The following is a 19,660-nucleotide window of genomic DNA, read 5'->3' on the forward strand; positions in this document are numbered from 1 at the left end:
ATCAGCAGTTCGGAAGGATGTTGATGTTGTCGCCGCCCTCGAGGTTGAGCCAGACCCACGGGATGTAGTTCTTCCCGCTGTAGTTCACCTGGACCCACCACGTGCTGCGCTTGTGGTTGTTGTAGACGTAGGCGTAGATCTCCTCACCGGCCTTTTTGCAGTAGGCCTGGAGGCGGTTGCCCGGTCGCGCCCAGCCGACCTGGGTGCTGCTCTGGCTGGCAGCCGACCAGATCTCGTTGCCGTTGCGCTCGTTCGGGCGATCGGAGTCGCAGTAGGTGCGCTGGTCGCCGCTCGTGCCGTTCTCGCAGGTCGCGATGCCGAAGACGGAGTCCGTGGTCTGGCTGCCCTTCGCCGTGCCGTTGCCGGCCGCGTTGGTCGCGGTGACCGTGAAGTCGTATTCCGTGCCCGGCTTCAGGCCGGTGACGGTCAGCGAGGTGCAGCTACCGGTGTCCTTCTCCCCACCCACCGTCAGGCTGCAGGTCGCGTTGCCGCCGCCGTCTTCGACCCTGAAGTTGACGGTCACGGCCGTCGCGGTGGCCGATTTGCCGGTGACGGTAACCCCCGGCTTCGCCACGGTGCGGGCCGTCTTGGTGGCCACTTCGCCCTCGCCCGCCTCGTTGACGCCGCGCACCTTGACCGTGATCGTCTCACCCTCGCCGAAGCCGCCGATCTCCACACTGGTGCCGTCGGTGACGTCGACCTTCTTGCCGTTCGCGTCCACGACGTACTTGGTGATGGGCCGGCCGTTCTCCACCGCCGCCGCCCACGCGGCCTTGACGGTGCCGGCCTTGTTCTGCACGGTCGTGGCGGTCAAGCCCTGCGGCTGCCCCGGCGCGGTGAACGGCACCACGCTGTTGCTGATCGGGGAGGGCTCCGACGCCCCGCCCTTCTCGTTCACCGACACGACCTGGAACGCGTACTGGTTGCCGTACTCCAGCTGCCCGGCCGGGACGACCAGCTCCGTCTTGGTCGACTCGCCGGCCGGCGCGGTGGCCCCGGCGGCGACGGCGGTCACCGCGTACTTGCGGATGTCGTAGCCCTGCCCGTTGGCCTCCGGCCACTTGACCAGCACGCTGCCATCGGGCCGCGCCTCGGCGGTCACGCTCGCCGGCGCGTCCGGGATCTCGGACGTGGGCACGACCGGGTTGCTCTGCTTCTTCGGCCCGGCGCCCTTCGCGTTGACAGCGTGCACGGCGAACCGGTACTCCTCGCCGTTGGTCAGCCCGGTGACCTCGATGGAGCGCTGGTTGGCGCCCACCTCGACCTCCTTGCCGGCGCCCTCCACCACGTATCGCGTGATGGCCGAGCCGTTGGCTGACGCGGGCGACCAGCTGACGCGGGCGACGGTGTTGCCAGCGGTGGCCGTGACCGTGCGCGGCGCGCCCGGCTTGCTGACCGGTGGGTCCTCCCGCTTCGCCGGCGGGGGAACCGGCGGCGGGTCGCCGCCCAGCACGTCGTTGGCGTACTTGTCGACGGTGCGCACGTCGTGCTTGTCGTCGACCACGGTGGCCATCTGCGAGTTGGGCGCGTTGATGAACAGGTAGTTCTCCCGCACCTCCATCTCCAGCGGGCCGCGCGCGCCCTCGATCCGGAACTCGCTGATGTGGCGGCCGTTGCCGTCGAGCACGTACACCGTGCCGCTGTCGTTGTCGGCCGCGTAGAACCGGCCCGCCCAGGCCACCGCCGGCTGCAGGCCGGAGCCCTTGCCCGGTACGCCGAAGTCCTTGACGTGGCCCTTGTCGACTGCCCAGACGTGCCGCTGCTCGGGCACGGTGACCGGCACCTGCGAGCCGTTGGTGCGCGGCGGCAACGAGCCCAGGCCGTCCATGGTCAGCGGGGTGCTGCTCTGCTTGTCGCCGTCGATGGTGGTCAGCGTCTTCATGGTGCGGTTGAGCACCGCGACGCCGTGGTCGAGCGTGGAGATCGTCAGGTCGTGGCTGGGGTTGGCGACGTCGACCGTGCGCACCCGCTTGGGGCTCAGCCCGCCGCCGCCCTGGCCACCGGCCGCGACCGGCTCAGCCGGCAGCGGCGCCGCCGTGACCGCCGAGACCGTGCCCTCGCTGGGCACGGCGAGCCACAGGTTGCCGTCGCCGTCGAACTGGCCGCCGGTCAGGCCGGGCGGGTAGTTGACCGGCTCGCCGATCGGGGCAAGCGTGCGCGGGTCGAGCTGGCGGACGATGCCCTGGACGGCGTCGATCACGAACGCGGACTCTTCCTGCAGCGCCACGCTCACGCCGACGCCGGCAGTGGTCTTGGTGGTCGCGGTGATCTGGAGGGTGGCCAGGTCGAGGGAGCTGACCTGCCCCGTGTTGAGGTCGCGCAGGATCAGGAACCGGTCGGTCTGCGCGACCTGCATCGTGTGGTTCTGCCCCTTGGGGATCTGCAGCCGCGTGTCGACCCTGCCGGTCACACCGTTGACGCGGGCCATCTCACTACGCAGCGAGCTCCACAGCCAGGAACTCGCGTCGTAGTTGGCCACCGCGTGGTCGGCCGCCCCCAGGCCGAGAATCGTGAGACCCATCGCGGCCACGAGTGTCACGACCGTGCCGATCGTGACGAGCCCCCCGCGCCCCCGCGATCTCCGTTTTGTCGCTGCGACCTCTGCCGTGCCGTTGCCTGTGGTGACCACAGTCGGCCGTCCTCCCCACCCCGTACGCGGACCGGCGGCCCGCGATGTCGTTGGCGTTTATCCCCCTGTGACCTGTCAGCCAACCAACAGGCCCGAACCGCGTGCCATCATAGGACCTCCTTGTCAATGCGGGTACCCGCTGCTGACAAGCTGCGGATAAACGCACCAACGAGGAATCCGCCCAGGTGGCACCAGGTGCGAGTGATTCTCGCGACCATGGATTCACTTCGGAGTCGGAGAACTCCGGTCCGTACACACCTGGCCCGAAGTGGCGAACGTGTCGGTGCTGTAATACGCGACCACCGTGAAGCAGTAGCCGAGCCGCGCGTTCAATCCGTTCACCGTGTAGGACGTCTCACCCGGGCTCACGTTGGCCATCGCACGGTGCGGCTTGCCCGCCTGCGCACCCGCGACGATGAACGGCACCGCGCCGTCCGACGGGTCCTTCCAGGTGATCGTGATAGCGCTGCCTTCGTCGCGAAGCCGCAGTTCAGTGGGGGGATCGCCACCCAGCTTCGGCCCCTCGGTCTGCTCGGCCCGCGGCGTGCCACCGTTGTTGTCGAGGAAGACCTGGATACCCACGAAGCCGGCGGCGAGCACCGCCGCCGCGGACGCGATCATCGCCGCGACGGTCGAGGCCCGGACCCGCCGTTGCGGCCGCGGCGGCGGTGGGGCGCTCTGGTACTGGGGCGGCGCGCTCTGGTATTGAGGCGGCGCGCTCTGGTACTGCGGTGGTGCGACCGGCTGCGGTACCGGCTGCGGCTGGGGCGGCGCCGGCGACTGGAAAAGTTGTAGATGTGTAATCGACGGCGGATTATGTATCGGCTCCGATGGCACAGTGAACTCGGCCGACTGCGGAGCGTCACCGAGATACTCGCGCGCCGCCCGCACCATCCAATGATCGTCGCCGAGCACGGCGGGCCCGCCGCTGGCGACACGGCCGAACGCCCGCCTGGCCTCGTGCCGGTTCCCCAACTCCTCCGCCACCCCGCCCAGATCGAACGAGATCGCCAGCATCAGCGGGTCGCCATCCCCGTAGCGCAACTGCCCAGCGGCGTACGCCTCCTCCAGCACCCGCCGCGCCGCCGCCGAATCACCCGCCTCCCGATGCAGCCCAGCCAGCACCTGCGCGGTCGCCAGCACCTCCGGATGATCATCACCGAGCCCCGGCTTGTACGTTTCGAGCGCGTGGTCGAGCATGAGGCGGCCGGTGTTGAGGTCGCCGGCGTCGCGCAGCTCATGGGCCTTCTGCTGCGCCGCGGCTAGGGGAGACGGCTGGGACACGCCGGACATGCTATGTCTCGTCGGGTAGAGCCGCGGTAACGTCCAGCTCCACGAGCTGCCCCGTAAAGCCGAGTTGAGCCACCCCCAGCAGCGTGCTGGCCGTAGTGAACGCCGGCGCCAGCGGCGAGACCAGGAACCGGTCCCACACCGCCGACAGCACCTCCTGGCGCGGACTGACCACGTAAATCACCGTACGCACCACATGCTCCGGCTCGGCATCGACAGCGGCGAGCGCCGCCACCGTGTTGGCCACGACCTGATCGACCTGAGCCGCATAGTCACCCAATCCGACGATCGTGCCGTCCGCGTCGAGCGGACACTGGCCAGCCAGATAAGCGGTACGGCCCGCCGAGACCACGGTGACGTGGTGATATCCGGGAGTATGGTGCAGCCCGTCCGGATTGAGCCGGCTGATCGTCATGCTCGCCAGTCTGCCGACCGGGCTTCATCCGCCAACCCTCGGGCCGGGGCGCGCCGCGCGCCGGCCTGCTGTGCGTGGCCGCCAGCAGGCGTGTACAGTGATGCCCCGTGCGGCCCGCCGGGCAGCTACCGAGCGGTGCGCCGCCGCGGAGCGTCCCGGTAGAGTGGACGCACAGGTCCGGGTGGCGGAATGGCAGACGCGCTAGCTTGAGGTGCTAGTGCCCGTATAGGGCGTGGGGGTTCAAGTCCCCCCTCGGACACCACTTTTGGTGAAGCTTCACCATTTACGCGGCCGGTCACCATACCCGTGACAGGCCTTCCGTGGCGGATGTTCTCTTGAAGCCGTGTCACGGTCCTGATCGGGCCGCAACGATGACGGCATGGGCTCGACGGGGTTGCCGAGAGCCGAGGGTGAACGGCTCATCGGCGCCCTGGTACCGCTGAAGGTCACGAGGCCGACTGGCCGGGCTCCGGCGCCGTTGCCGGCGTTGCCGCGGTTGAGCCTGCCGACCGATACCGACCCGGACGGTTTGGTGCTGGGGATGGCGCGGCTGGACCGATCCGGGCGGCTGTCCGCTCGGGAACTGCTGGGCGTGCTGGGTTGGCGGCCGGGTCACCGGGTCGACATCGGCGTGGTTGCCGGCGTGTTGGTGATCGCCTCAGCCACCGCGGGACTGCACGTCGTACGCGGCCGGGGCGAGCTGAGCGTGCCAGCCGCGGCCCGCCGCATGTGCGGCCTGCCACGCGGTGTGCCGGTGCTGCTGGTGGCCTCGCCCGCCCAGGCCGTGCTGGTGATCCACCCGGTCAAAGTCGTGGCCGGACTGCTTGCGGCGTACCACACCGAGCTCGTCGACGGCGATCATGGCTGACCCGGAGCGCGTCGCCGTCGCGCTGCGGATGCTCGCCGATCTCGGCGTCAGCGTGGCGGACCTGCGGGACGCGCAGCGGCCACCGGTGCCGACGGTCGCGGAGTACCTGCCTCAGGTGATGGCCGCGGCCGGGCCCGGCGCCCGCCGTACGTACGGCAGCTACTGGGACCGGATCGCGGCGTTATGGGGCGACCGGCCGCTGGACGCCATCGCCGCCAGCGACATCGAGGCGCTCCAACATCAGGCCGCCGCCACCGCACGGCTACGGCGCAACGCTCGCGGCGGCCGACATGCCGGCGAGCACGTCGTTGCCGCGGTTCGGGCGATCTACAACCGGGCCATCGCCGACGGTCTGCTCGACCGTGCCGACAGTCCTGCCCATCGTGTGGGCAAACCCCGACGGCTGCCCAGCACCCGACGCGCCCTGACCCCCGACGAGCTGGAACAGATCAATGTGGCGGCCCGCAGCAGCGGCAACGACGTCGTCCTCGACGCGCTGCTGCTGCGGCTGCACACCGAGACCGCCTGCCGCCGCGGCGGCGCGCTCGCCCTGCGGCTGATCGACCTCGACGCGGATCGTGGCCTGGTCCGGCTCACCGAGAAGGGTGGCACGGTGCGCTGGCAACCGATCACCCAGGACCTGGCCGCCAGCCTGGCCGACCACGCCCGACAGCGCGGCGCGGTGCTGCCCACCGACGCCCTGCTGCGGTATCGCACCGGCCGACCGATCAGCTACCGACGCTACGACCACCTGTGGCAGCGCATCGGCACACACCTGCCGTGGGTCGCCGCCCAGCAGATCAGTACCCACTGGCTGCGCCACACCACGCTGACCTGGGTCGAACGCCACTTCGGCTACGGCATCGCCCGCGCCTACGCCGGTCACACGGACAGCACCGGCCCCGCCACCACCACCTACATCAAGGCCGATCTGCAAGCCGTGGCCACCGCCCTGGCCGCTATGACCGGCCAACCACACCCACTCGCCAACCCAACAGTTGATGTTCCGCCAGCAGCGGGTTGACCGCGGCACGGCTGCCACCGCCCGCATGCCGCTGTCGCCCCCAGCCCGCCGTCCGATCCGCCGAAACCAACCTGGACCCCTTGATTGCGTGTCAACGATCCTCGGTCCGAAGTCGCGTCGTGCCGATGGTGAGAGGAAATCTGCAGGTCACCCCCGTTACCCCCCGCTGCGGCTCGCGTTGGACGCCTAGCCGGACTGCCTCCTGCGTGACCGCCTCACCGAACACTTCCTGACTATTGCCTGCCCCGCATGCCGGTCCGGGTGTGGCCCCGCAATTGACCAGCGACCAGCTGGCGCGGGTGCGGCGGCCAGCCCGTCTGCGGTGCCAGACGCGGCGCCGGCAGCGGCCAATGTCCATGGTGGAGACTGAACAATCGTTCCTCGGCACGACGGACAAATACGATCCCTGCTCGACTGCGGCAACGTGCTGATACTGGCGGTCGGCGACGATCGACTTGTCTTTCTCGCTATGGAGGATGGGCGTACCGTGCCGGTGTTCGCCTACTGTGCCGCGCTGCGGCGTCGCTGCGCATTTTCGCCGTTGGTCATGATCGGGTGGAGTGAGACTGCGGGGCGGTGGCGCCCATTGCAGGGGCTGCGATCCAGCCCAGCGGCCGGGCATCCCCAAACCAAGGAGGACGCTCATGAGGTTCCTGTCCCGATCGGTTCTCGCGGCGGTGTTTTCAGCCGTCCTGGTGGCTACGGCAGCGCCGGCCGCGAACGCCGACCACGCGACCGACCCGCACACCCGCAACATGCACGCCCTGGGCCACAGCCCGCACCCGGCCACGTTCCTCGGCGAGCCGGACGGTGTGCGGCACGTCAACTCCGATCTCGCCTTCTGGGGTGACCTGATTTTCCACGGCAACTACGACGGGTTCCGCATCATCAAGAACCTGCCAGGGCATCCATGGCAGATCGTTCACCAGCGCTGCAACGGCGACCAGGGCGACATTTTCGTGTGGGACGACATCCTGGTCCGCTCGTGGAACTCGAAGAAGACCGTCGCCCGGGACTGCGACGGGCAGAGCGTCCCGGCCGGCTGGGAAGGGGTCCATGTCTTCGACATCAGCAACCTGAGGAACCCGGAGCTGGTCGCTGCGGTGTCCCTGCCCTGCGGCTCCCACACCCTCACCGGCGCTCGCGACGGCAGCCGGCTCATCGTCTACAGCAACAACTCCAGCAGCACTGGCTGTGTGGACGGCACCCGCGCCAACGACGATCCGGTCGGCGACTTCATCGACGTCATTGAGGTGCCTTTGGTCAATCCGGCGGCTGCGAACCTGCTGCGGCGCGAGCCCCTGGCCGGCCCGCTGACGGATGTGCGGACCGGCTGCCACGACGCCGGTCTGATCCTCGGCCGCGTCAACCTGCTGGCCTGCGCCAGCGCCGACGCCATCAACGTGTACGACGTCGGCGTCAACGCGACGCCTGGTGGAAGCCTGGCCGACCCGAGCTTCCTGTATGTGATCAGCGAACCGGGTGTGGGCCAGGCGGGCACCAATGGCCGGTGGCATTCCGCGTCGTTCGCCTGGGATGGCAAGGTCATCGTCGCCGGCTGGGAGCCGGGCGGCGGCTCGGAGCCCGAGTGTCAGAGCACCGACCCGGCGGTGGACAAGAGCGCGTTCTTCTACGACGCCCGCACCGGCGCCAAGCTCGGCCAGTGGACCCTGCCTCGCCCGCAGGACGGCGAAGCGGAGAACTGCACGATCCACAACTACAACGTCGTACCGCTGCGCAGCGGCCGATACGTGCTGGTAAGCGGCAACTACCAGGCCGGCACATGGATTACCGACTTCACCGATCCGGCCGGCCCGGTAACGCTCGGCTGGTCTGACCCGCCGGCCATTACCCCACCCGATTTGGGTGGTGCCTGGTCCTCGTACTGGTACAACAACTTCCTCTACGAAAGCTCGATCACCGAAGGCGTCAACGTCTACCGGTTCAGCAGCGGTGCGCTGGCAAGCGCGATCCGGTTGCCGTACCTAAACCCGCAGACCCAATCATTCTCGTTGCGGTAGACCTACGCAGTGCGCTGTCGTTGTGGGCCGCCAACGGCGGCCCGCCACAGCTTGTCCGATGTGGACCTCAAGGTCTAGTCGCGGCCACCGCCGTGGTCGTGTTCCTCGGCTTCGCGCTCGTCGCCATCGTGGTGCTCGTCCGTGTGCCCGTGTCCGGGCCCGTGTGCGTCCGCGGGCGAGGTGGGAATGACGCGGCCGTCGTCGGCGATGGATGGGAACATCATCCAGCCGGGGTCGTCGTGGCCCGTCATCTCCAGGCGCATCCGCTCGGCCCGTGCGGCGGCGTCCGCACGCTCCTGCGCTGAGGGCCAGGTGATCTCGGGGTCACGGCGCCGCTCCACGAGGTCGTCCAGGCGCCATTCGTCAGGCGCCGGCTGGTCGGCTGCCATACCACGCAGCCTATCCCGGTCGACGTCCTTCGGCCGTGGTTCTTCCTCGTTGGTGGAGGGGCGTCCGACGAACGTGCCGGCTGTGTGGACGCTCTCTCGGGTGAAGTACGAGCCGTAGGTCGTGACGCCTTCGGCCCGGACCCGGGCGGTGTAGATGCCGGCGTCCGACGCGACAAACGTGGCGTCGTATGTGCCCGAGCCCTGGTCTGAGAGGGACAGTACGGCGGTGGTGCCGTCGGGTTGGGTGAGGTCGGCCCCGACTCGGGCGTTGCCGCCGAAGGGCACGTCGTACTCCCGAAGGTGCGCCACGAGCGACACCTGGGCGCCCGGAGCGGCGGAGTCCTGCTTCGTCAGGACGTCGAAGCGGAGGTTTGACCGGGTGTGGACGACGGTGGAGTAGGGCAGCTTCTTGGTTTGGTGGAGCAGCGCCAGGGCCTCGGCGTCGAGGAGATCCTCGCGTTGCGCCAGGAGCCTGCGGATCTCTTCCTCTCTGCGCACGCGGGTGATGATGTGCCACGTACCGGCGTGCGAGCCGTCCGGACTGGCCGGCAGCGCCGGTAGGTCGATTCGGTAGAAGGCGACGTAGGGCTGGAGCTGATAGTCGATGTTCGGCTCGGCGGCGGCCATCGCCGGGTCGATCTCGGTGCCGTCGGGAGTGCGCACCAGTACTTCCACGAACGGGGACATGGGCGTGAGGATGATGACGTCGATCGAGACGTCGGCCTCAGTGACGTGGAACGGCGTGACGTCTTCGCTGCCGATCAGCAGGAGGTTCTGCGGATCCAGGATGACGTCGGCAGCTGTCACCCCCGCGAGGATCTGCACGAAGTACTTCGTCAGCAGGTAGCGCTCCTGGGCACTGCCGAGCAGGCCGGTGACGACGAACGAGCCGCGGGTGTTGTGAGCGATCGCGAGCAGGGTTTCGTCGCTGACCTGGCCGGGCAGGCCGAAGCCGACCGCGTAGGTACGGCTCGTGATCGTTCCCGCCGGCAACTCCTCGACAAAGGGATGCACGTTCTGGTTGCCGTCGGTGAGCACGACCAGGGAGCGGTTGGGATGGGAGGCGCCGGCGAGCAACGTTGCGCCGTCTTGCATGCCGAGCCCGATACCGGTGAGGTTGCGTGGGTCGAGGCCGGGGCCGGTAAGGGTCGTTCCCAGTCCAGTGGACTGGGTGGTCAATGGCAGCAGGATCTCGGTGACGTCGTCGAAGCTGACGACGCCGATCTCGTCGCTCGGGCGCAGCAGGCTGTGGAACACCGACACCGCTTCCTTGAGTAGCCCGGTGCGGGTACTGGTGCCGCCAGCGGGGGCGATCATGCTTCCGGACCGATCGAGTACGAGGACCACGGTGTTCTCGTCGCGCGGGGTGACGGCGGCTGTGAGCGAGATGGTCCAGGTGCCGAGTATGACCTCGCCGCCCTCGGTCGGCGCGTAGTAGCCCTCTGGGTCGATCAGGAACGCCTCGATGGTCGCGCTGGAGGTTTGCGAGGCTGGGCCGTTGGCGGCGAACTGGAACCAGACCAGGCCGGTGACCGAGTCGGCTACCAGGTCGGGCTCGACGATCAGTTGCGGTCCGGATGGTGTGAGGCCGAAGTTTCCGGTCGGTGGGGCGGTGACGCGGAAGCGGACCTGCCGGCAGGTGCGGATGTCGAAGCGGACGGCGCGGTACTGGGTCAATCCTTGCGGCACGTTGCCGAAATCGAGGGCGCTGCCGGTCGCGAGGCTGATTTCCGGCCGGTCGCTCTGGTACCAGACGCTGGTGCCGTGGATGGCGTGCCCGTTGAGGAGCTGGTTCGGCGTCGCGGTGCCCACCCATGGAGCTGGGTCGCCGGGCCGTGCGTAGATGAGGGTGTCGTTTGGGCCGTGGCCGGCGAAGCCGTTGTTGTGTACGTACTTCGGCAGTGCTGGGTTGATGTCCTGCCACAGTGTCCACATGCGATCGATCTGGGCGTGGTGCATCCAGAACACCGGATCGTTCGGCGAGCTGGCGGTGATCATGTTTCCGCCGGCCCATCGGTGGACGAGGTTGTGCAGGTCCTCCGAGCGTGCCCGCAGCGTCGTATAGGCGGCCGAGGTGAGGGCTTGGCGGAAAGATGTTCCGGTGCCTGTCACGACCGTGTTGTTTTGGGGTAGTGCTGGCGCGTCGGTTCGTTCGGCGAAGGCGCGCCGGAAGACGCGCGGCTCGGTCGGGGTATCGGTGACGACGATCGACCATGCCTCCGGGTCGAACGGGTGGGGATACGGCGTAGCCGCGCCGGACTGGCGTAGCACACGATCGCCGGAGGCGTCGGTGCCGTCCACGCCGATGAAGGCGTGGATGAACGGCCAGCCGACCGAGCCGGCGGACTGAGCGCGGGTCCAATCCCAGTAGGGGATGGTCACGTTCGGCCGGATGCTGCGCAGGTCCTCCTCGAAGCGATACAGCAGCTCGCGGTGCCAGGGGAAGAACGCCGAGTCGAAGTGTCCCCAGCCCGGATTGAGCACCGTGCCGGTAGGGCTGATTTGCGCCTCATCCATCGCCGACCGGTGGATCTCGACGTAGTCGTCGTACCGGCTCTGCGCACCCGGATGCAGGACGCTGTCGCGCGCCTTGAGTCCGTTGATCGCCGCGATGAACTCTGCCATCTCCGTCGGCGTGAGGTCCTTGACGTTTTTGCGACACCGCACGGCCGCCTCCTTGACGCTCGAGATCGCGTCTGGCGCGCACGAGAATCTTTAAGCGCGTTGGCCCTCGTCGCGTTGGCCAGCAGGACCAGTATGAGACCGCCGAGTAGATCAGTCTGGCATTCACGCGTGATGCATACGGAAGGATGACGAGGACCCAGCTGCTGCGCCTCCGCCGGCAAACAATGTCCGCCACAGCATGAGGTCGCTCGCTCACTCGGCCTACAGCATCGACATGTGGACGTGGTCGGTGTGGCTTTTCGGGCCGGTGTAGGCACTCCAACCAACGGCGGGGAACCAAACCTGCCGATACCAGATGACGTAGAGGATGCCGAGCCGGTCGGCGTTGCGGACCAGGAAGAGGTTGTTGCCATACACCTTCTGGTCCTGGTTGGCGGCCGGTGCGAACCCAATGTTGAGCAGCGACCAGTCGCAGGCGCGGCCCTTGGGGTGCTCATAGGGGCCACCGGGCCGGTAGCAGTAGACGTACCGGGTGAACCCGGCTTTGCGGGCCTCGGTGTAGGCGTTCGGAGTGCGGGGGGTGATGCAGCCGGACGTGGTGGGGTCGTCCTTGCTGCACGACTCGTCGGGCCAGTCGCCGTCGGCGGTGCGTGGTGCTGCCTTCGCGACCGGCGAGGTCGCTGCCACCAGGCCACCGGTGAGACTTTGGCGGCCGACCACGGCGAGGGCTTTCTCTGCCTCTCGCTTTTCTTTGGCCATGACGGCGAGGTGCTTTTCCTGGTGACGCACTTCGGCGGTCAGGGCGCCCTGGGCGCGGGTGAGCCGATCACGCGCTTCGGACAGCGCTTTGAGTTTCTGGTCGTTGACCATGTTCAGCTCGTCCAGCGCTGCGGCGCGTCGCAGGAAACGCCTCGGGGGAGGCGCTGTTGAGCAGAAGGCCGGCGGCGCTGACCCGGCCGTTGCGGTACGCCTGTGCGGCGATCTGCCCAACCTCGGGTGCGAGTTCGTCAATGCGAGCCTGCGCCTGACTGGCCTCCACCTGCAGCTGTAGTTGCTTGCGTTGCGAGGTCTGCAGGGCGGCCTTGGCCTTCAGATAGCCCTTGCCGGCCTCGTCGAGGACTTTGCCGAGCAGCGGGTCGCCATCCTCTTGCGGGGTGGTGGAGCCGCCACCTGGTTGGGCGAAGGCCGGGGTGACCGGTGCCGCCAGCACGGCCGCAGCCGTTAGCAGCGCAACGGCAGACATGCGCCAGCGGCGCGGGATGCCGTCATACGTGTTCCTCCCGTCGGTGCCGACCGGTTTAGCTGACGGGTTCGGGACGGAACAACCCCTACCGCCGTTGGCGGATTCACCCCACTTACCTGGTTCCCCGGCTCACCCGCGAAACGGGCGATTAGGCAGCTGAACCACCGGCGATGTCGAACCATGCGCCGAGGGTCATTGACCGCGGGACAGATTACCCAAGATCGAATGGGCCGACCAGCCCTCCATCAGGGCAAATGGCGTTACGGGACAGGCGCGTTGCGTGACCCTGGTGGAGAATCCGCAGGTCAGTGCGTTGCCCGGGATCCGCCGCCGGCTCGTCCTTTCGCCTAAGCTGGATAGGAGTCGGCGGTGCCGGGGGTGACGGGGATGAGCGGGACCGGGTCGGCGGGTCGGCAGGAACGGCTGCGTCGCTACTGGGACAAGAGCGCCCCTTCCTATGACCGGCAGATCGCCATGTTCGACCGGCGCTTGTTTGGCGACAGCCGCGAGTGGGTGTGCTCGCGGGCAACGGGCGACGTACTCGAGGTGGCCATCGGGACCGGCCTCAACCTGCCGCACTACCCGGCCGCCGCGCGGCTGACCGGGGTGGAGTGGAGCCCGGCGATGCTGGACCGGGCGCGCCGGCGGGCGGAAGACCTGCGCCGGCCGGCGGACCTGCGCCTCGGCGACGCGCAGGCGCTCGAGCTACCGGACGACGCCTTCGACGCGGTGGTCTGCACGTTCGGACTGTGCGCGATACCCGACGATCGGCGTGCGGTGCAGGAGATGGTCAGGGTGCTGCGCTCAGGTGGCCTGCTGCTGTTGGCTGACCACGTCGAAGCGGGTCCGCGGCTCGCCCGTGCGGTGCAGCGGCTGATCGAGGTCGTCAGTGTTCCGGTGGGGGGCGAGCATTTCCGGCGCCGTCCGATCCGGCACGTGCAGGAGGCGGGCCTGGTCGTGGAGGCGCATGACCGGTTCAAGCTCGGCATCGTCGAGCGCCTGGCCGCGCGTAAGCCACAGGTACAGGCGGCGTGACGGCACGGATGGCGTGCTCCTATGCTGGTTAGTTGTTGCGGTGGGAGGTGGGGATGCGGGGGTTCGGCGAGTTGGAGGCCGCGATCATGGACCGGTTGTGGGTGCGCGGTGAGCCGACAACAGTGCGGGAGGTGCTCGATGACCTGCGGCCGGAGCGGGACCTGGCGTACAACACCGTCCTGACGGTCGTGGACAACTTGTTCAAGAAGGGCTGGCTACGCCGGGAGCGCGCCGGCCGGGCGCACCGGTTCCAGCCGACCGCGTCGCGGGAGGAGTACGGAGCACGGCTGTTGCGTGACGCTCTGGACGAGGCGGGTGATCCTGCCGAGGCCCTGGTCAGGTTCGTGGGGCGGATGACCGCGGACGAGGCCGCGGCGCTGCGCCGGGCTCTGCAGGCGCATGAACGGGGCGCGGCGTAGTGGCCGGGACGCACCTGTTGCTTTTCGCCGTAGCGGTCTCGGCGATGGCACCGCGGTTGCTGGCAAATGCGGGGTGGGTCTACCGGTCTCCGCGCCTGGGGATCGCGGCGTGGTACGCCGTTGTCGGGGCGGTGTTTACAGCAGCGGCGGGCGCACTGGTGGCGGTGGTAGCACCGTGGCAGGCGGCAGACGCGCCGATCTGCGCGGTGTGGCGGTGGTGCGTACAGGCCACTCGCGGCGACTTCGGTGTGATCGGCCGCATCGCCGGGATGGCGGCGTTTGTCGTCGGTCTTGCCATGGCGGCCCGGCTTGTGATCACGGGCGTGCGCCTTACGCGGGCGGCGTCGGTGCGGCGGGGCGCGCACCGGCGGATGCTTGCCGTGGCGGGCCGGACGGTGCCGGAGTTGGGCGCCACGGTGGTGGAGAATCCGCAGCCGGCTGCCTATCTGGTCGCCGGGACGGGGCGCCTTGTGGTGATCACGAGCGGTGCGCTGGACCAGCTGCGCGCTGATGAGGTGGCCGCGGTGCTGGCCCACGAACGGGCGCACGCGGCCGGGCGGCACGACCTGTTGCTGGACGGGGTGCGCCTATTGAATCTGGCCTTTCCCCGGATGTCGCTGTTTGCGGTGGCCCGTGCCCAACTGACCAGGCTGGTGGAGATCCGGGCGGATGAGGTGGCCACGCAGCAGCACGCCCGGATCAGCCTGGCGCGCGCGTTGGTGGCGATGGCCACGGCCAGCGCCGCCACCCGGCCCAGCCCGGCGCTGGCGGGCGTCGCGGCGGTCGGTGGCGACGCCGCTGAGCGCCTGCACCGGCTGTTGACGCCGCCCGCTCCACTGGCCCGAGCTCACGCAATGGCGTTGGCGGGCGTCATCGCGGCGCTGGCCATCGCCCCTGCAATTCTGGTGGCGGCCACGTTTGTCCACCCGGTGTTGGGAATGTGTCCGCCGCTGCCGACGTGAACCGGCCGCGGTGGCGTTACCGCATCTTGGCGATGCCGACACTCCAGGACGAACGAGCCAGGCTAACTAATCTCCTAAGTACCTTAGGAGGTAAGATGTCGAGCGTCCGCGCCGAGAGGGGCCTGTGTGGTGTCGACGCTGTGCCGCGGTGCTGATGCTCCTCCCCATTGTGCTGCTCGCAAACGGGTCGCTGAGCCGCCCAAGCGCCGCCGCGAGCCTCCCCGGCAGCTTCGCGATACCGTGGCCCAGCTTGATTGACCCGCCGGGACCGGTCGCACTGCGGCTCGCCGTTACTCATCGTCAGAAGGGATCGTGGATGAACCTCGGTGCTGTACTCGTGACGGGTCTGTTCGCCGGTGGTGTTTCGTGCGCCGCCGTGCAGGGCGGTCTGCTGGCCGGCTTGATCACCCGGCAACGGGCAGCCGCACCGGCCCCACCGAAACGGGCCGTCGTCAAGGCCGGCGCGGCGGCGCGTCGTCACGGCACGGCGAGCAGCGGGCCGCATGCCAAGGGCAACCGGGCCCCCGCCGGTGAGCCCGTCCAGGCCAGTGCGTCCCGACGCGCTCGGGTCGCCGACGACCTGGCTCCCGTAGGAGCGTTTCTGGCGGGGAAGCTGGCTTCGCATGCCCTACTCGGCGCCCTGCTGGGTGCGGTTGGTGCGGCGGTCCAGATCTCGCCCGCGGTCCGGGTGTGGACCCAGCTCGCGGCCGGAGCTTTGATCATCGTCTTCGGTCTCGCCCAACTCGGGGTTGGCCCGTTCAAACGCCTCGCGATCGAACCGCCGGCGGCCTGGTCGCGCTTCGTGCGTGGCCGAGCCCGTTCCCGGGGCGCCTTCGCCCCCGCGGTGCTTGGCTTCTTCACCTTCTTGGTGCCGTGCGGTATCACCTTGTCTGTCGAGGCGCTCGCCCTGAGTTCCGGATCGGCGCTGTCCGGGGCCGCGGTGATGGCCGTGTTCGTCGTCGGCACCGGTCCGCTGTTCACGGTGCTCGGATATGCCGCCCGCAAGGCCGCCACTGCCTGGCGCGGCCGGCTTGCGGTGGCCACCGGCCTGGTCGTGCTGGCCATGGGCGTCTACACCTTCAATGGCGGCCTGACACTTGCCGACTCGCCGCTGGCTGCCAGCAATCTGCCGCAGACCTTGGGCTTCCAGCCGCCGCCGGCGGTCGCCGACCCCGCGGTGGTACACCAGGACACCGCCGGCCGGCAGGAAGTCATCGTCACCGCCCGCAGCGACTCCTACAGTCCGGAGAACATCGCCGCCAAGGCTGGCGTGCCCACCACACTGGTGCTGCGCTCGGTGGACAACAACGGCTGCACCCGCGCGTTTGTCATTCCGTCCCTGGACAAGCAGTGGACCCTTCCGCAGAACGGCGACACCAGCATCGACCTCGGCGTCCTCAAACCGGGAAAGCTCAGTTACACCTGCGCCATGGGCATGTACGGCGGCCAACTCACGATCACCGCATAGGAGCATCTACATGGGACAGACCGTGGCCACGTTGACGTTCACCGTAGATGGCATGCATTGTGCCAGCTGCGGCATGCTCATCGACGACGCGCTCGAAGAGCTCGACGGCGTGACCGCGTCGACCACCACGCTGCGCACCGGCAGGGCGAGGGTCGACCTGGACCCGTCTCGGTGCGGCGCCGAAGAGGTGATCGCGGCCATCGCAGAGGCCGGCTACACCGCACGACTCGAGCGGCCCTGAGGGATGCACCGAGTGGCGGACCGCACACCACGACATACCGTAGGGGGGTATAGTGTGTTGAGCGTGACGGCCGCGAGGAGAGGAAACGTGATGAGCACGACCACGTACACGGTTTCGGGTATGACCTGCGCACACTGCGCCAACTCGGTCTCAACCGAGGTCGGGGCGCTTGCGGGCGTGAACCACGTGCGGGTCGACCTGGCCACCGGGCAGGTCACCGTGACCAGCGAGCAGCCGCTGGACATCGAGGCGGTGCGCGGCGCGGTCGATGAGGCCGGCTACGAGCTGTCCGGCGTGGCCCAGTGAACATAGCGGTGAGGCTGAGCGCGTTCGCGCTCACGCTCGGTGCGGTCTTCGGCGGCACCTATGCCGCCGGAGCCCTCGCCGGGCCGGTCGCGACCGAGACGGCCGACGCCGAGCCGACCATGGAGCACGAGGAGACAGACAGCAGCGCCGCCCAGGCGTCGGCTTCTGGCCCGGGTGGGCTCGCCGTATCCGCGGACGGCTACACATTGCGTCCCGTCGCCAGCCAGTCCGGCGAGTTCGCGTTCCGCATCCTCGACGCCTCCAACGCCGCCGTGACCGGCTTCCAGACCAGCCACGACAAGCAGCTGCACCTGATCGTGGTGCGGCGTGACCTGACCGGCTTCCAACACCTGCACCCGACGATGACGCCGGAAGGCACCTGGCGGACCCCACTGACCCTGGCCCAGGCAGGACAGTGGCGGGTGTTCGCCGACTTCCTGCCCACCGGGCGCGAACGGCAGGTCATCCTCGGCGTCGACGTGCCGGTGGGTGGGCTCTACCAGCCGGCTCCGCTGCCCGCACCGGCCACCACCGTGACGGTCGAGGACTACACGATCGCCGTGCACGGTGACCTGCGTGCCGGGCACACCAGCAGACTCACCCTGACCGTGTCGAAGGCCGGGGTTGCGGTGACTGACCTACAGCCGTATCTGGGCGCCTACGGCCATCTCGTCGCGCTGCGCGACGGAGACCTCGGTTTCCTGCACATCCACCCGCACGAGAGCACCAGCGCCGGGCCGCAGGTGTCTTTCGACGTGGAGGTCCCCACGGCGGGGGCGTACCGGCTTTTCCTTGACTTCCAGCACGGCGGCGTGGTGCGCACCGCCGCCTTCACCGCCACCGCCGCGTAACGAACATTCGACGGGAGATGTCATGACGTCGCCGACACCCAGGCAGACCCTGCCGACGGCCACGGGGCTCATCGAGTTGCAGATCGGCGGGATGACGTGTGCCTCGTGCGCGGCGCGGATCGAGAAGAAGCTCAACAAGCTTGACGGCGTGACCGCCACGGTCAACTACGCCACGGAGAAGGCCCGGGTCGAGTTCCCGGCTGCTTTGTCGCCGGCGGACCTGATCGCCACCGTGGAGAAGACCGGCTACACCGCCCGGATCCCCGAACCGCCGGCCACCGCCGCGGCGCAGACCACTACCGGGGACGGCGAGGAACAGCATCTGCGAGCGCTGCGCCTGCGACTGTGGATCAGCGTCGCCCTCGCGGTCCCGATCGTCGCGCTGTCGATGGTCCCGGCGCTGCAGTTCACCAACTGGCAGTGGCTGACCGCGATCCTCGCCGCTCCGGTGGTCGCGTACGCCGGATGGCCGTTCCACAAGGCGGCCTGGACCAACCTGCGCCACGGCGCCGCCACCATGGACACGCTGATCTCCATCGGCACCCTGGCCGCGTTCGCCTGGTCGATGTACGCGCTGTTTTTCGGCGCGGCCGGCGAGCCAGGTATGACGCACTCGTTCCGGTTCACCATCGAGCGCACCGCCGGCACCGACAACATCTACCTGGAGGTCGCCGCCGGGGTCACCGCCGCGATCCTGGCCGGCCGCTACTTCGAAGCCCGCGCCAAACGCCGCGCCGGCGCCGCCCTACGCGCCCTGCTGGAGTTGGGCGCCAAGGACGTCGCCGTGCTGCGCGACGGCCGGGAGGAACGCATCCCGGCCGACCGGCTCGCAGTCGGCGACCGGTTCGTCGTCCGTCCCGGCGAGAAGATCGCCACCGACGGCGTCGTCGAAGAGGGCAACTCCGCGGTGGACGCCAGCATGCTCACCGGCGAATCCGTACCGGTCGAGGTCGCATCCGGCGACCCGGTGATCGGCGCGACCGTCAACGCCGGCGGCCGGCTGGTCGTGCGCGCCACCCGGATCGGCGCCGATACCCAGCTCGCGCAAATGGCGAAGTTGGTCGAGGAAGCCCAGACCGGCAAGGCGGCCGTACAACGCCTCGCCGACCGGGTCTCCGCCGTCTTCGTACCCATCGTCATCGCCCTCGCCGTCGGCACCCTCGGCTTCTGGCTCGGCACCGGCGGTGCGGTCGGCGCCGCCTTCACCGCCGCCGTCGCCGTGCTGATCATCGCCTGCCCGTGCGCCCTGGGTCTGGCTACCCCCACCGCGCTGCTGGTCGGGACCGGCCGCGGCGCACAGCTCGGTATCCTGATCAAGGGCCCGGAGGTGCTGGAATCCACCCGGCGGGTGGACACCGTCGTGCTGGATAAGACCGGCACGGTCACCACCGGCCGCATGTCCCTGATCGACGTCGTCACCGTAGACGTCGACGAGAGCGAGGTGCTTCGTCGGGCCGGCGCGCTCGAGCACGCGTCCGAACACCCCATCGCCAAGGCAATCGCCGCGGCCGCAGCAGAGCGGACCGGCCCGCTGCCGTCCGTCGACGACTTCACCAACATCGAAGGGCTCGGCGTATCCGGCGTCGTCGACGGCGGGCACGTGCTGGTCGGGCGACCCAGCCTGCTGACCGACCGCGGCTACCAGATACCGGTCTCCCTCACCGAAGCCGTCACCGCCGCGCGAACGCAGGGCCGCACCCCCGTCGTGGTCGGCTGGGACGGTGAGGTCCGCGCCGTGCTCGTCGTCGCCGACACCGTCAAGGCGACCAGCGCCCAAGCGGTCCGCCAGCTCCGCCAACTGGGGCTAGCGCCAATACCGGTGACTTAAGGTCGTGGTGTCCGTTTGACGCGTTTCGGTTTGGTGGCGCCTGTGA

Annotated in this window: 14 protein-coding genes, 1 tRNA gene, 2 pseudogenes and 1 riboswitch; of the genes and pseudogenes, 12 read left to right on the forward strand and 5 right to left on the reverse strand. The window is 69.0% G+C overall.

Annotated elements, in window-relative coordinates; translation table 11 throughout:
* Position 1: 1 nt before the first annotated feature.
* The 3 genes from V6V89_RS27515 to V6V89_RS27525 all read right to left on the reverse strand — a co-directional run bounded on the left by V6V89_RS27515 (position 2) and on the right by V6V89_RS27525 (position 4,334).
* The gene (locus V6V89_RS27515) at positions 2-2,629 is read right to left on the reverse strand and encodes a fibronectin type III domain-containing protein (RefSeq protein WP_334622342.1); all 2,628 of its coding nucleotides are present in this window, start codon (positions 2,627-2,629) and stop codon (positions 2-4) included.
* Positions 2,630-2,851: 222 nt separating this feature from the next.
* Positions 2,852-3,913: a fibronectin type III domain-containing protein gene (locus V6V89_RS27520; RefSeq protein ID WP_334622343.1), complete on the reverse strand. Its 1,062-nt coding sequence runs from the start codon at positions 3,911-3,913 to the stop codon at positions 2,852-2,854.
* A gap of 10 nt (positions 3,914-3,923) precedes the next feature.
* Entirely contained in the window at positions 3,924-4,334 is a 411-nt protein-coding gene (locus V6V89_RS27525; RefSeq protein ID WP_334622344.1) for a RidA family protein, read from the reverse strand.
* Positions 4,335-4,509: 175 nt separating this feature from the next.
* Here V6V89_RS27525 and V6V89_RS27530 point away from each other — a divergent pair.
* From V6V89_RS27530 to V6V89_RS27545, 4 genes are all read left to right on the forward strand, one after another.
* Positions 4,510-4,596 (forward strand) — tRNA-Leu (locus V6V89_RS27530).
* A gap of 117 nt (positions 4,597-4,713) precedes the next feature.
* The gene (locus V6V89_RS27535; RefSeq protein ID WP_334622345.1) at positions 4,714-5,202 is read left to right on the forward strand and encodes a hypothetical protein; all 489 of its coding nucleotides are present in this window, start codon (positions 4,714-4,716) and stop codon (positions 5,200-5,202) included.
* A complete protein-coding gene (locus V6V89_RS27540; protein ID WP_334622346.1) occupies positions 5,195-6,226 on the forward strand; it encodes a tyrosine-type recombinase/integrase in 1,032 nt (343 codons plus the stop codon). The genes V6V89_RS27535 and V6V89_RS27540 overlap by 8 nt, the downstream gene beginning before the upstream one ends.
* A 644-nt stretch (positions 6,227-6,870) precedes the next feature.
* A complete protein-coding gene (locus V6V89_RS27545) occupies positions 6,871-8,247 on the forward strand; it encodes a hypothetical protein (protein ID WP_334622347.1) in 1,377 nt (458 codons plus the stop codon).
* 74 nt (positions 8,248-8,321) lie between these two features.
* Here the strand turns inward: V6V89_RS27545 and V6V89_RS27550 are convergent, their stop codons facing one another.
* Together V6V89_RS27550 and V6V89_RS27555 are read right to left on the reverse strand one after the other, a co-directional pair.
* On the reverse strand, positions 8,322-11,303 hold the full coding sequence (locus V6V89_RS27550) for a tyrosinase family protein (RefSeq protein WP_334622348.1): 2,982 nt from the start codon (positions 11,301-11,303) through the stop codon (positions 8,322-8,324).
* Between the two features lie 219 nt (positions 11,304-11,522).
* A pseudogene (locus V6V89_RS27555) lies at positions 11,523-12,504 on the reverse strand (coiled-coil domain-containing protein).
* Between the two features lie 29 nt (positions 12,505-12,533).
* Positions 12,534-12,669: riboswitch (cyclic di-AMP (ydaO/yuaA leader) on the reverse strand.
* A gap of 222 nt (positions 12,670-12,891) precedes the next feature.
* Here V6V89_RS27555 and V6V89_RS27560 point away from each other — a divergent pair.
* The 8 genes and pseudogenes from V6V89_RS27560 to V6V89_RS27595 form a co-directional block, all read left to right on the forward strand.
* The gene (locus V6V89_RS27560) at positions 12,892-13,539 is read left to right on the forward strand and encodes a class I SAM-dependent methyltransferase (protein ID WP_334622349.1); all 648 of its coding nucleotides are present in this window, start codon (positions 12,892-12,894) and stop codon (positions 13,537-13,539) included.
* Between the two features lie 53 nt (positions 13,540-13,592).
* On the forward strand, positions 13,593-13,958 hold the full coding sequence (locus V6V89_RS27565) for a BlaI/MecI/CopY family transcriptional regulator (protein ID WP_334622350.1): 366 nt from the start codon (positions 13,593-13,595) through the stop codon (positions 13,956-13,958).
* Between the two features lie 44 nt (positions 13,959-14,002).
* A complete protein-coding gene (locus V6V89_RS27570; protein WP_334622351.1) occupies positions 14,003-14,920 on the forward strand; it encodes a M56 family metallopeptidase in 918 nt (305 codons plus the stop codon).
* 316 nt (positions 14,921-15,236) lie between these two features.
* Complete coding sequence (locus V6V89_RS27575; RefSeq protein ID WP_334622353.1) at positions 15,237-16,388, forward strand: sulfite exporter TauE/SafE family protein; 1,152 nt, start codon at positions 15,237-15,239, stop codon at positions 16,386-16,388.
* A 10-nt stretch (positions 16,389-16,398) separates the two neighbouring features.
* Positions 16,399-16,629: a heavy-metal-associated domain-containing protein gene (locus V6V89_RS27580; protein WP_334622354.1), complete on the forward strand. Its 231-nt coding sequence runs from the start codon at positions 16,399-16,401 to the stop codon at positions 16,627-16,629.
* A 90-nt stretch (positions 16,630-16,719) separates the two neighbouring features.
* The gene (locus tag V6V89_RS27585; RefSeq protein ID WP_334622355.1) at positions 16,720-16,935 is read left to right on the forward strand and encodes a heavy-metal-associated domain-containing protein; all 216 of its coding nucleotides are present in this window, start codon (positions 16,720-16,722) and stop codon (positions 16,933-16,935) included.
* 8 nt (positions 16,936-16,943) lie between these two features.
* Positions 16,944-17,786 (forward strand): hypothetical protein, encoded by an 843-nt coding sequence (locus V6V89_RS27590; RefSeq protein ID WP_334622356.1) that lies wholly within the window; start codon positions 16,944-16,946, stop codon positions 17,784-17,786.
* A 22-nt stretch (positions 17,787-17,808) separates the two neighbouring features.
* Positions 17,809-19,611 (forward strand): annotated as a pseudogene (locus V6V89_RS27595) (heavy metal translocating P-type ATPase); the annotation flags it as partial.
* Positions 19,612-19,660: the final 49 nt, after the last annotated feature.

It is taken from the genome of Micromonospora sp. CPCC 206061, assembly GCF_036906915.1.
Classification (GTDB): Bacteria; Actinomycetota; Actinomycetes; order Mycobacteriales; family Micromonosporaceae; genus Phytohabitans.